Genomic DNA, 13,220 nt, shown 5'->3' on the forward strand with positions numbered 1-13,220 from the left:
GCGTGGGAGCGGGCTTGCCCCGCGATGCTTTTCAGGCCCGGAACTGCCCCAGGCTCGCGCGCAACTGCGCCGCCAGGTCATCCAGCACCTTGCTGCTGGCCGTGGTCTGCATCACCACCTCGGCTGACCGCTCGGCCTGAGCATGGATGTTCTCCACTCGCCCACGCACCGCCTGCGCGCCATTGGCCTGCTGTTCCGCCGCGCGGGTAGCCAGGCCGATCGCCGCATGCACCTGCTCCACCGCCGCCTGCACCGACTGCTGACGCCGCTCGTTGTCACGCAGCACCAGCAAGCCTTCGCTGGCCTGGCGCCCGGCCTGGCTGATGGTGGCGACCGCCTCCTTGGCACCCTCCTGCAAGGCGGTGATGTGCGACTGGATATCGCCAGTCGAACTCTGCGTCTTGCTCGCCAGCGCCCGCACCTCGTCAGCCACCACGGCGAAGCCACGCCCGGTCTCGCCCGCCCGCGCCGCCTCGATGGCGGCATTGAGCGCCAGCAGGTTGGTCTGCTCGGCAATGCCGTGGATAACCGTCAGCACCACTTCGATCTGCTCGCTTTGCTTGGCCAGCCGCTCGATCACCTGGGAGCCGGTTTCTACTTCACCGGCCAGGTTCTCGATCAGCCGTGCCAGCTGCGTGGACGCACGGCTGTTCTCATCGGTGGCCTGGCGGATATCCACCACCTGCTGCAATGCGGCCTGCATGGCATGGCTTTCGGCCTGGGCCTCGTCGGCCATGCTCGACAGGTCGCGCAGGCTGGCGGCCACTTCATCGCGCTGCAGCGCCGCCGCAGCATCGGCCCCGGCATTGCGCTGGGTCATGCTGCCGATCTCCACGCCAGTGCGCTGGGCCACCTCACCGGCCTCACGCACGATGGGCTGCAGCTTGTCGACGAAGCGGTTGACCGCCGAAGCCATGTCGCCGATCTCGTCGCGGCTGTCGAGGGTCACACGCTTGGTAAGGTCGCCCTCACCCGCAGCCAGGTCGTTGAGCGCGGTAATCAGCAGGCGCAGCTTGCTGAGCACCCGGCGCCCAAGCACCACGGCGACCACCAGCAATACCCCCAGCCCGACCAGCACCAGGCCCAGACCGATCCGCCAGCGCAACTCGCCGGCGGCGTCACGCACGGTCTGCGCAGTATTGGCCTGCATCGCCGTGGCGCTGTTCTGGGCGGTTTCCAGGCGGGCGCGCAGGGCCTTGCCACTGTCGGCGGCGGCGGCCACCAGGCTGTCGCCGACCAACTGCTCACCACTGCCGATCAACGCGGCAAAACGCTGGTCGAGCGCCTTGAGCTCCTGATCGACGCCCGCCGTGGAAACCCCCATCAGCACCTTGCCGATCTCGGCGCCATTGGGGCTGATGGATGCTTCGACGAAGTACACCGACGGGTCCTTGCGCGCCGCATCCAGCACCTTGTCCAGCGCCCGCTCGCCCTGGCCCTTGTCCATCAGTGCCTGGTTGATCGGGTTCTGCCGGTTGAGGTAGCGGGTCAGGTGCTGGCCCTGGGCGTCGTCATAGATCACAAACAGCACGTTGGGATTGCGCTGGGCGCGCCGGGCGAAGTCCGACAACATCGGCACGTCGTTATCCCAGATGGCGCGCGGCGCAACCGACGCCAAGAGTTCGGCCATGTCGTTGGCCGAGTCCTTGAGGTTCTTTTCCAGGGTGGCGCGCAGTTGCTGCTGCTCGCTTTGCAGCCGCTCGGAAAGGCCGGCACTCAGGCGCTGGCGGGTACTGGCAGAGAGGCTGTCGAGCCCGGCGCGTACATCCTGGCCGGCCTGTTCCAGTTCTGCGGCCAGTTTCTGGCTGTCATGCCCCAGGCGCTCGCCCAAATCGGCCTCCAGGGCGGTGACCGTGCTCCGCGTCAGTGCAACGGCGACCAGCACCTGCACCAGAAGAGCGATACCAAGCGCAACAAACACAGGCCGCAACAGGCGGCTTCGTAACAGTGAAAGGATGGCAGACACGTTGTAACCCTCGTGTTTCTGGCGCCATTACTTTGATGGCATCTACGGAAACTTCTTACAGCAAGGGTTGTGCCTGAGGCAGGAGGTATAAACGCCAATTTGAAGAGCGTAGTGAGGCGTTTCTGCAATGTTGCTTGTATTGCACTATCGCTGGCAAGCCGGCTCCCACACACAGCGCATGCCAGAGCCTGTGGGAGCCGGCTTGCCGGCGATGGGGCAACGCCCAACTTGACGATACAAATGAAAACGCCGCACCCCCTTGCGGGAGCGCGGCGTTCGATCAGCCGGAAAGGCTAATCAGGCAAACGGATGACGCAGCACGATGGTCTCGTTGCGGTCCGGGCCAGTCGAGATGATGTCGATCGGCGCGCCGACCAGCTCCTCGATGCGCTTGATGTAATCGCGCGCGGCCTGTGGCAGCTCTTCCAGGGTTTTAACGCCCAGGGTCGACTCGCTCCAGCCTGGCATCTCTTCGTACACCGGCTCCAGGCCGATGTAGCTGTCGGCATCGGAAGGTGCGTCGATGACGGCACCGTTCTCGTTCTTGTAGCCCACGCAGATGTTGATGGTTTCCAGGCCGTCCAGTACGTCCAGCTTGGTCAGGCAGATGCCCGAGATGCTGTTGACGTCGATGGCGCGACGCAGGATTACCGCATCGAACCAGCCGCAACGACGGGCGCGGCCGGTGGTGGAACCGAACTCGTGACCACGCTTGGCCAGGGTGGCGCCGGTTTCGTCGAACAGTTCGGTCGGGAATGGACCGGAACCGACACGGGTGGTGTAGGCCTTGGTGATGCCGAGGATGTAGTCCAGGTACATCGGGCCAACGCCGGAACCTGTGGAAATGCCGCCAGCGGTGGTGTTGGAGCTGGTGACGTACGGGTAGGTACCGTGGTCGATGTCCAGCAGCGAGCCCTGGGCGCCTTCGAACATGATGTCCTTGCCGGCGCGGCGCAGGTTGTGCAGCTCGGCGGTAACGTCGAGCATCATCGGCTTGAGCTGCTCGGCGTAGGCCATGCACTCGTCCAGGGTCTGCTGGAAGTCGATGGCCGGCTCTTTGTAGTAATTCACCAGCTGGAAGTTGTGGTAGTCCAGCAGCTCACCGAGCTTGGCGGCGAAACGCTCGCGGTGGAACAGGTCGCCCACACGCAGGCCGCGGCGTGCGACCTTGTCTTCGTAGGCTGGGCCGATGCCACGGCCGGTGGTGCCGATCTTGGCTTCGCCACGGGCCTTTTCACGGGCCTGATCGAGGGCCACGTGGTACGACAGGATCAGCGGGGCAGCCGGGCTGATGCGCAGACGCTCGCGCACCGGTACGCCCTTCTCTTCCAGCTTGGTGATTTCGCGCATCAGCGCATCCGGGGCCACGACCACGCCGTTGCCGATCAGGCACTGTACGCCTTCACGCAGGATGCCCGACGGAATCAGGTGCAGAACGGTCTTCTCACCGTTGATCACCAGGGTGTGACCCGCGTTGTGGCCACCTTGGTAGCGCACGACGGCGGCAGCATGTTCGGTCAGCAGATCGACGATCTTGCCTTTGCCCTCATCACCCCACTGGGTGCCCAGGACGACGACATTCTTACCCATAACACTTGTCCTCATTCACGCAAACTTGGTTGCCGGCCCATCGCCGGCGAAGAATCTCAATGGGTCAGCGGCAGAACCTGCCAGCGCCCGTCTTGCTGAATCAATTGCCGATCACAATCCGCCTCAAGGGCAGCACTCAGCGGCTGGCCAGGCAGAGCCTGGACCACACGCTGGCCCTCGTTGCGCAACTGGCAGACTTGCTGCCAGAGGGCCGCATCACCGCTGTCGGGCATCCAGATGCCGCCAGCCGGGAGTACGACCTCCGCTCGCCCCAGTGTGACCAGGGTCTTCAAATCCGTGGAGAAACCGGTGGCCGGGCGTGCCCGACCGAAGTCGGCGCCGATGTCGTCGTAACGCCCGCCCTGGGCGATCGATTGACCCTCGCCAGGCACGAACACGGCAAACACCACGCCGGTGTGGTAGTGGTAGCCGCGCAGCTCGCCGAGGTCGAAGTACAGCGGCAGGTCCGGGTAGCGCGAGGCCAGGCGATCAGCGATCGCCAGCAGGTCGTCCAGCGCAGCCAGCACGCTGGCCGGGGCTCGGCCCAGGCGCACACGGGCCTCGGCCAGCACTTCGCGACCACCGCACAACTCGCACAAGGCGCGCAGCATGTTGCCAAGGTCTTGCGGCAGGTTGGCGGTCAGCGCCTGAACTTCATCGACAGCCTTGCGCTGCAGGGCATCGAACAGCTGCTGCTCGACGTCACCCGACAGGTTGGCGGCGCGGGCCAGGCCACGGTAGATGCCGACATGACCGAGGTCCATGTGCACATCCGCCACGTCGGTCAGCTGCAGCGTGGCGAGCATCAGGCTGATGACTTCGACATCGCTGGTAGGGCTGGCGTCGCCGTACAACTCGGCGCCCAACTGGATCGGGCTGCGCGAGGTGGACAGCGCGCGTGGCTGGGCGTGCAGCACGCTACCGGCATAGCACAGGCGGCTCGGGCCTTCGCGGCGCAGGGTGTGAGCATCGATACGCGCCACCTGCGGGGTGAAGTCGGCGCGGAAACCCATCAGGCGGCCGGACTGCGGATCGACAACCTTGAAGGTGCGCTCGTCCAGGTCCGCACCGGCACCGGTCAGCAGCGACTCCAGGTATTCGATATGGGGGGTGACCACCAGCTCGTAACCCCAGCTCTGGAACAGGTCCAACACCTGCCGACGCGCGATCTCGATGCGCGCAGCCTCAGGTGGCAGTACTTCCTCGATGCCATCTGGCAGAAGCCAGCGGTCTACCGTTGCCATTACGCCATTTCCCCTTTGGTCCGGGCGGCCACCCTGCGGGCTAGCCTTGAGTGAAACGGGCCCTGGCGGACAGCAGCGGGCAGGACCGAACCCAGCGCAGCCACCGTTACCAACACCCTTGAATACCTTGCGCCGGGGCCGTTTCATCGGCCAATCAACCTTACAGACGCAAAAAAGCCGGGAATTTCCCGGCTGCCGCATCATACACCCCTTTTCATTCAGGATGCACCCCGCCAGGCATTTTAGCTGCCGGGCGGGGCGCGCCCATCATGAGAGCAACCTCAGGGCTTGCTCTTGTCCAGGAAACGGAAGAACTCGTTCTTCGGGTCCAGGACCAGCACGTCGCTCTTGCTGGAGAAGCTCTCGCGGTAGGCCTGCAGGCTACGGTAGAACGCGTAGAAATCGGCGTCCTGGGTGTAGGCCTTGGCATAGATGGCAGCCGACTGGGCATCGCCATCACCACGGGTCTCTTCCGCCTCACGATACGCTTCGGCCAGCAGCACGCGGCGCTGACGATCGGCGTCGGCACGGATGCCTTCGGCCAGCTCGTTACCCTTGGCGCGGTGCTCGCGGGCTTCACGCTCACGCTCGGTGCTCATGCGGTCGAACACGCTGCGGTTGACTTCCTTGGGCAGGTCGATGGCCTTGACGCGAACGTCGACCACTTCGATACCCAACTCCTTGCTGGCCATGCGGTTCAGCGAGGCGGTGATGTCAGCCATCAGTGCGTCACGCTCACCCGACACCACTTCGTGCAGGGTGCGCTTACCGAACTGGTCACGCAGGCCGCTTTCCAGACGACGCGACAGGCGCTCGTCGGCGATCTGCTTCATACCCGAGGTAGCGGTATAGAAGCGCTCGGCGTCCTTGACGCGCCACTTGGCGTAGGCGTCGACCATCACTGCTTTCTTCTCCAGCGTCAGGAAACGCTGGGTCGGGGCGTCGAGGGTCATCAGGCGGGCGTCGAACTTGCGCACCTGGTTCACGTACGGCACCTTCACATGCAGGCCAGGCTGGACATCGGCCTTGACCACGCGACCGAACTGCAGCAATACCGCGCGTTCGGTTTGCGAAACGATGTAGAAGCAGTTCCAGGCGACGATCGCCAGCACCACGGCGCCAATCAGGGCGAACAGCGATTTATTGCTCATCAGCGGCTCTCCCTGGAACGCAGCGGCGGTTGTTGCTGTTGCAGGTCCTGCGCGGCGCGCGCGGCTGCGTCGTTAGCCGACGAGGTCGATGCACCGGCGGATGGAGCTGCAGCGCTGTTGCGGCCGCTTTCGACCATCTTGTCCAGCGGCAGGTAGAGCAGGTTGTTCTGCCCATCCTTGGTTGCCACCAGGACTTTGCTGGAGTTGCTGTACACCTCCTGCATGGTCTCGAGGTACAGGCGCTGACGGGTAACCTCTGGCGCCTTGCGGTACTCGGCGACCAGCTTGGTGAAGCGATCGGCCTCACCCTTGGCGCGGGCGATGACTTCATCGCGGTAGCCGTTGGCGTCCTCGATGATGCGCTGCGCCTGACCACGGGCTTCCGGTACCACGCCGTTGGCGTAGGATTCGGCCTGGTTGCGGGCACGCTGCTCGTCCTCACGGGCACGGATCACGTCGTCGAAGGCCTCTTGCACTTCACGCGGGGCTGCCGCGCTCTGCACGTTGACCTGGGTCACGGTGATACCGGTCCGGTAGGTGTCGAGGAAACGCTGCAGACGCTCACGGATGTCCACGGCCATCTGCTCACGGCCTTCGGTCAGCACCTGGTCCATCGAGGTGGAACCCACCACGTGGCGCAGGGCGCTGTCGGTCGCATGCTGCAGGCTGACTTCCGGCTGGTCGACGTTGAGCACGAAGTCCTGCAGGTTGCTGATGCGGTACTGCACGGTCAGCGGCACTTCGACGATGTTCTCGTCTTCGGTGAGCATCTGGCCCTGCTTGGTGTAGGCCCGCTCACGGGTCACGTTTTCCATGTACTTGCGGTCGATCGGCGGGAAATAGATATTCAAGCCGGGGCCGACGGTCTCGTAGTACTTGCCGAAGCGCAGCACGACTGCCTGCTCCTGCTCGTCCACCACGTACACGGCGTTGTACAGCCAGATTGCCGCCAGCACCGCCAGGCCTACGCCCAGCAGGCCCAGGCCGCCACCTTTGCCGATATTGCGGTCGCTGTTGCCACCGCGCTTCTTGCCACTGCCGAACATGCCGTTCAGGCTGTCCTGCAGCTTGCGGAAGGCCTCGTCCAGATCCGGTGGACCTTTCTTGTCGCCACCGCCGCCACCGCCACCGCGACGACCGCCCCAGGGATCCTGATTGTTCGAGTTGCCACCCGGCTCGTTCCAAGCCATAGCGCTCTCCATCTGATAAAGCAAAGACGCGCCCACGGCGCGCCGTCCAATGCTACAGAATGCCTGTCACTGCTGCCCGGCGACCTCGACGAGCATTTATTGCAAAGTGTGTTGCTCGACAAACACTTGCGGCTCCATGCCTTCGCGGCTGACCAGGCGATTCAACTCGACCCTGGGCAGTCGCACGCTCAGCAGGCTGCGCCCTTCTTCATCATGCTCTTCACTCTGCACGGCACCCAACGCGAAGAATTGCGCGCGCAAGCGGGCAAATCGCTGCTCCAGGCACAGGGTTCCGACATAAAGATCATCCCCCAGCAATTCGGCAACTGCCTGGCCAACCAGCTCCAGGCCTCGTCCATCACGTGCCGATACCCAGACCCGCTGCGGCTTGCCGTCGGCATCGCGCTGGATCTGCGGCTCGACATCTTCGAGCAGGTCGAGTTTGTTATACACCTCGAGGATCGGCAAGCCTTCAGCGCCAATCTCGCCCAGCACCGCCAAGACCTGCTCGATCTGCTCCATGCGCTCGGGCTCATGGGCGTCGATCACGTGCAGCAGCAGGTCGGAGTTGCTCGACTCTTCGAGCGTAGCCCGAAATGCCTCGACCAGCTTGTGCGGCAGATGGCGGATGAAACCCACGGTGTCGGCCAGCACGATCGGCCCAAGGTCGGCCAGTTCAAGCCGGCGCAGCGTAGGGTCGAGGGTGGCGAACAGCTGGTCCGCGGCATAGACCTCGGACTGTGTGAGGGCGTTGAACAGGGTCGACTTGCCGGCGTTGGTGTAACCCACCAGCGACACGGACGGGATGTCGGCACGCTTGCGCCCGCGACGGGCCTGCTCGCGCTGGCTGCGCACCTTCTCGAGGCGGCCCTTGATCTGGCGCAGGCGCACCCGCAACAGACGGCGGTCGGTTTCCAGCTGGGTTTCACCCGGGCCGCGCAGGCCGATACCGCCCTTTTGCCGCTCGAGGTGAGTCCAGCCGCGTACCAGCCGCGTGCTCATGTGCTCGAGCTGGGCCAGTTCGACCTGCAGCTTGCCTTCGTGAGTACGCGCCCGTTGGGCAAAGATATCGAGAATCAGCCCGGTACGGTCCAGCACGCGACACTCGAAGACACGTTCGAGGTTACGTTCCTGGCTGGGCGTGAGGGTGTGATTGAAAATCACCAGGTCAACTTCTTCGGTTTTGACCAGGTCGCGCAATTCCTCGACCTTGCCGCTACCGATCAGAAACTTGGCGGTGGGCTGATGCCGTGACACTGTCGCCAGTGTAACGATCTCGGCTCCGGCCGACAGCGCCAGCTCCTGAAACTCCTGCGGGTCTTCGCGCGCCTCAGGGTTCTGACCTTCCAAGTGAACGAGCAGCGCTCGCTCACCACCACCGTGGCGCTCAAAGAACAATGCAGGCTCCTACTATTTTCAAGCGTTGCCTTGCTCGCTGTCGCCATGCTCGCCATCGGTCGGGCTAGGCAGACGAACTGGACGGGCAGGTACGACAGTCGAAATCGCGTGCTTGTAGACCATCTGGCTGACGGTGTTTTTCAGCAGCACGACGAACTGGTCGAACGATTCAATCTGGCCCTGCAACTTGATCCCGTTGACCAGATAGATCGAAACCGGGACCTTTTCTTTTCTCAAGGTGTTCAAGTAAGGGTCTTGTAGCGAATGCCCTTTTGACATATGCCGCACTCCTGTAAGGATCAATAGTAAAAAACAAGAAAATTCAGTAATTGCTGCCGCCTTTCGCAAGAATAGACGGCAATAAGCAGGGACTCAGCTCAATATGGAGACGGCCCCAAGGTATTTCAAGGTGCGGGACAGATTGTCGCAGGCCAGGCTATCCAGCCAGTGCACGTCGGACCAACCGCGCAACCAGGTGAATTGGCGCTTGGCCAACTGACGCGTGGCAATGATACCGCGTTCACGCATCTCATTCTCAGTTAGCTGGCCGTCCAGGTAATCCCAGACCTGCCGATACCCCACTGCCCGTATAGACGGCAGCCCGGCGTGCAAGTCACTTCTGGCTCGCAGCGATCGGACCTCGTCGACGAAGCCCTGTTCCAGCATCTGCGAAAATCGTAACGCAATTCGCTCATGCAAAATGTGACGATCTGTAGGCGCTATGGCCAGGCTGGCGACAGTATAGGGCAAATGCCCGCTCACGCCTGCGTCTGCGCCGCGACTTTCGGCGAATTGTCGCTGGCGGTGGGCGGTCATGCTTTCGCCGCTCACCCGGTACACCTCAAGCGCGCGAATCAGGCGCTGCGGGTCATTCGGATGGATGCGCGCCGCCGACTCGGGGTCCACCTCGGCCAGCTGGCGATGCAACTCGGCCAGGCCCAACTCGCCGGCCTGGGCCTCAAGCTCGGCGCGCACCCCTGCATCGGCCGGCGGCATGTCGGCCAGGCCGTCGACCAAAGCCTTGTAATAAAGCATGGTGCCGCCGACCAGCAGCGGGATCTTGCCGCGCGCGGTGATCTCGGCCATGGCCTCGAGCGCATCGGTGCAGAACTGCTTCGCCGAATAGCTCTCGGCCGGGTCGAGGATATCGATCAGCCGATGCGGATGGGCGGCCAGCACCTCTTTCGAAGGTTTGGCAGTACCGATATCCATGCCGCGATAGACCAGCGCCGAATCGACACTGATCAGCTCGCACGGCAGCACCTTGGTCAGCTCGATGGCCAGGTCGGTCTTGCCGGCCGCCGTCGGGCCCATGAGGAATATCGCCGGGGGTTTCATGCTCATTTCATCGCCCCCGCAGGAACAGCTTGTCCAGGTCATCCAGGCCCATCTGGGTCCAGGTCGGCCGGCCGTGGTTGCACTGGCCGCTGCGCTCGGTGTTCTCCATGTCGCGCAGCAGGGCGTTCATTTCCGGGATCGCCAGGCGCCGGTTGGCGCGCACCGCACCGTGGCAGGCCATGGTCCCGAGCAATTCGTTCAGGTGCGCCTGGATGCGGTCGCTGCTGCCGTACTCCATCAGGTCGGCGAGTACGTCCTGCACCAGGCGGTTGGCCTCGGCCTGCTTGAGCAGCGCCGGGATCTGCCGGATCGCCAGGGTTTCCGGGCCCAGGCGCTGCAGTTCGAAGCCCAGGCGCTGGAACCACTGGGCGTGCTCTTCGGCGCAGTCGGCCTCGCGCTGGCTCAGCGCCAGCGACTCCGGCACCAGCAGCGGCTGGCCGCTCAGGCCTTCGCTGGCCATGGCCACCTTGAGGCGCTCGTACATGATCCGCTCGTGGGCGGCATGCATGTCCACCAGCACCAGGCCGATGGCGTTCTCGGCCAGGATGTAGATGCCTTTGAGCTGGGCCAGGGCATAGCCCAGTGGGGGGATATCACCCTGGCTGTCCGGCAAGGCTCCCGGCGTGGCCATGGCGTTGTCCAGCGGCGCATAGAACTCGCGGTAGACCGCCTGGGCCTCACCGGCAGCGAGCGGCTGGGACGGGCGCGGGGTGTATTGGTACTGATAACCCGCACCCGCGCCGCCCGAGGAGAACGACTGACGCGCCTCGCCCTGGGGCTGTTCCAGTACCGGCGATGCCAGGCGCATTTCGCCCTGGGGGCCGAATTCCCCGGCCTGCTGACCGCTCGGGCGAATCAGCTCGGCGGTTGCCGCGGGGGCCGCGAGCTGGTCCTCGGGCCGCACATCAGCCAGGGCCCGGTGCAGAGTGCCATAGAGAAAATCGTGGACCATCCGCCCTTCGCGGAAGCGCACTTCGTGCTTGGTCGGGTGCACGTTGACGTCGACGCCGGTCGGGTCGAGTTCGAGGAACAGCACGAAGGTCGGGTGCCGGCCGTTGAACAGCACGTCGCGGTAAGCCTGGCGCACCGCGTGGGCGACCAGCTTGTCGCGCACCGCGCGGCCATTGACGAAGAAGTACTGCAGGTCTGCCTGGCTGCGGGAAAACGTCGGCAGGCCAACCCAGCCCCACAAGCGCAGGCCGTTGCGCTCGACGTCGATCGGCAAGGCCTGCTCGAGGAAGCCCGGGCCACAGATGGTACCCACACGCCGCGCCCGGGCCATCTCGTCGGCAGCCTCGTGCAGGCTGAAGATGGTCTTGCCGTTGTGGCGCAGGTGGAAGCCCACGTCGAAGCGCGCCAGCGCCAGGCGCCGGATGACTTCCTGCAGGTGATCGAACTCGGTCTTCTCGGCCTTGAGGAACTTGCGCCGGGCCGGGGTATTGAAGAACAGGTCACGCACCTCCACCGAGGTACCGACCGGGTGCGCGGCTGGCTGCACGCGCGGGAGCATGTCGCGGCCTTCGGTCTCTACCTGCCAGGCTTCGCCGGCGTCGGCAGTGCGCGATGTCAGGGTCAGGCGGGCCACCGAGCTGATCGAGGCCAGGGCCTCACCGCGAAAGCCCAGGCTGAGCACGCCTTCGAGGTCTTCCAGCTCACGGATCTTGCTGGTGGCGTGACGCGCCAGGGCCAGCGGCAGGTCGTCCGGGGCAATGCCGCTACCGTTGTCACGTACCCGCAGCAGCTTCACGCCGCCCTGCTCGACCTCGACTTCGATGCGCCGGGCGCCGGAGTCGAGGCTGTTCTCCAGCAACTCCTTGGCCACCGAGGCCGGGCGCTCGACGACCTCACCCGCGGCGATCTGGTTGGCCAGCCGCGGGCTGAGCAGCTGGATGCGCGAACCGCCATTCATTGTTGCGACGCCAGGGTAGTGCCCGGAATGTCGAGGTGCTGGCCGACTTTCAGCTCATCGGTCTTCAGGCCGTTGCTGCTGCGCAGGCTGGCAACGCTGACCTGGTAGCGCACGGCGATCATCGCCAGGGTTTCGCCGGGGCGCACGGTGTGATCGCGCGGGCCCTGGGCAATCTTGCCGCTGTCACGCAGCCAGGCGATGTAGGTGCCCGGTGGCGGGTTCTGCTGGAAGAACTGGCGCACGCCGGTATGGATCGAACGGGCCAGCGCCTGCTGGTGGCTGCGCGTGGCCAGTTTGGCCGCCTCATTGGCATTGGAGATGAACCCGGTTTCAACGAGGATCGATGGAATGTCCGGCGACTTCAGCACCATGAACCCAGCCTGCTCGACGCGCTGCTTGTGCAGGGGCGTGACCCGGCCCATGTTGCCCAGCACCTTTTGCCCGACGTTGAGGCTGGAGCTGAGGGTGGCGGTCATCGACAGGTCGAGCAGTACCCCGGCGAGCATGCGGTCCTTGTCATCGAGGCTGACGTTGCCGGCGCCGCCGATCAGGTCGGAACGGTTTTCCGTATCGGCCAGCCAGCGCGCGGTCTCGGAGGTGGCGCCGCGGTCGGACAGGGCGAATACCGAGGCACCAAAGGCGGCTTTGGACGGCGCGGCATCGGCGTGAATCGAGACGAACAGGTCAGCGCCCTTCTTGCGGGCGATCTCGGTGCGTTTGCGCAACGGGATAAAGTAGTCGCCGGTACGGGTCAGCTCGGCGCGGTAACCTTTCTCGCTGTTGATCTGACGCTGCAGTTCCTTGGCAATGTCGAGCACGATGTCTTTCTCGTGCTGCCCGCGCGAGCCCGAAGCGCCCGGGTCTTCGCCACCGTGGCCGGCGTCGATGGCCACGACGATGTCGCGCTTGCCGGCAGGCGCCGGTGGCAGCTTGATCGCGGGTTGCACCGGGGTCACCGGCACCGCCGGCGTGGTCGCAGGGGGCTGCACCGCTGGGGGCGGTGTCGGGTTGCTGGCGGCGATGGCGTCGGCTTCCTGATCGTACAGGTCGACCACCAGGCGGTTGCCGTACTGGGCATTCGGCGCCAGGGTGAAGCTCTTGGGCGATACGGCCTTTTTAAGGTCGATCACCACGCGCAGGTCGGTGGGCGTGCGCTGGGCCGAGCGCATGCTGTTGATCGGCGTGTTCGAGGTGGCCACGTTCAGCGGCCCACCCAGGGTGGCACCGTTGATATCGATGACCAGGCGATCCGGCGCGGTCAGGGTGAAGACGCTGTGCTGTACAGGCCCGGACAGGTCGAAGACCAGCCGCGTGTTGTCCGGCGCACGCCACAGGCGCACGCTCTTGACTTGAGTGACAGCCGCCAGAGCGTCAACGGTCACCGTTGTCAGCAGCAGCCCAACGACAGCGACCAGTGCGCGTATGCGCATACCT

At 64.6% G+C, this 13,220-nt stretch carries 10 protein-coding genes and 1 pseudogene; all 11 read right to left on the reverse strand.

Annotated features, from left to right (window positions below):
- Positions 1-31: 31 nt before the first annotated feature.
- On the reverse strand, positions 32-916 hold the full coding sequence (locus EJA05_RS28970; protein WP_374045904.1) for a methyl-accepting chemotaxis protein: 885 nt from the start codon (positions 914-916) through the stop codon (positions 32-34).
- Positions 917-937: 21 nt separating this feature from the next.
- Positions 938-1,630, reverse strand: a pseudogene (locus tag EJA05_RS28975) (methyl-accepting chemotaxis protein); the annotation flags it as partial.
- A 633-nt stretch (positions 1,631-2,263) separates the two neighbouring features.
- Entirely contained in the window at positions 2,264-3,556 is a 1,293-nt protein-coding gene (locus EJA05_RS25440) for an adenylosuccinate synthase (protein WP_003249542.1), read from the reverse strand.
- 56 nt (positions 3,557-3,612) lie between these two features.
- On the reverse strand, positions 3,613-4,800 hold the full coding sequence (locus EJA05_RS25445) for an ATP phosphoribosyltransferase regulatory subunit (protein WP_110996129.1): 1,188 nt from the start codon (positions 4,798-4,800) through the stop codon (positions 3,613-3,615).
- Positions 4,801-5,081: 281 nt separating this feature from the next.
- The gene (gene hflC, locus EJA05_RS25450; RefSeq protein ID WP_110996130.1) at positions 5,082-5,951 is read right to left on the reverse strand and encodes a protease modulator HflC; all 870 of its coding nucleotides are present in this window, start codon (positions 5,949-5,951) and stop codon (positions 5,082-5,084) included.
- Positions 5,951-7,141, reverse strand: coding sequence for an FtsH protease activity modulator HflK (hflK, locus tag EJA05_RS25455; protein ID WP_125860656.1), 1,191 nt, complete (start codon positions 7,139-7,141; stop codon positions 5,951-5,953). The genes hflC and hflK overlap by 1 nt, the downstream gene beginning before the upstream one ends.
- Before the next feature lie 96 nt (positions 7,142-7,237).
- Positions 7,238-8,539, reverse strand: a complete 1,302-nt coding sequence (hflX, locus tag EJA05_RS25460) for a ribosome rescue GTPase HflX (RefSeq protein WP_125860658.1) — start codon at positions 8,537-8,539, stop codon at positions 7,238-7,240.
- 18 nt (positions 8,540-8,557) lie between these two features.
- Positions 8,558-8,818, reverse strand: a complete 261-nt coding sequence (hfq, locus tag EJA05_RS25465) for an RNA chaperone Hfq (protein ID WP_110996133.1) — start codon at positions 8,816-8,818, stop codon at positions 8,558-8,560.
- A gap of 93 nt (positions 8,819-8,911) precedes the next feature.
- On the reverse strand, positions 8,912-9,883 hold the full coding sequence (gene miaA, locus EJA05_RS25470; protein ID WP_125861431.1) for a tRNA (adenosine(37)-N6)-dimethylallyltransferase MiaA: 972 nt from the start codon (positions 9,881-9,883) through the stop codon (positions 8,912-8,914).
- A gap of 1 nt (position 9,884) precedes the next feature.
- Positions 9,885-11,786, reverse strand: coding sequence for a DNA mismatch repair endonuclease MutL (gene mutL, locus EJA05_RS25475; protein ID WP_125860660.1), 1,902 nt, complete (start codon positions 11,784-11,786; stop codon positions 9,885-9,887).
- Complete coding sequence (locus tag EJA05_RS25480) at positions 11,783-13,216, reverse strand: N-acetylmuramoyl-L-alanine amidase (protein ID WP_125465759.1); 1,434 nt, start codon at positions 13,214-13,216, stop codon at positions 11,783-11,785. The genes mutL and EJA05_RS25480 overlap by 4 nt, the downstream gene beginning before the upstream one ends.
- Between the last annotated feature and the right edge of the window lie 4 nt (positions 13,217-13,220).

This window comes from Pseudomonas oryziphila (assembly GCF_003940825.1).
GTDB lineage: Bacteria > Pseudomonadota > Gammaproteobacteria > Pseudomonadales > Pseudomonadaceae > Aquipseudomonas > Aquipseudomonas sichuanensis.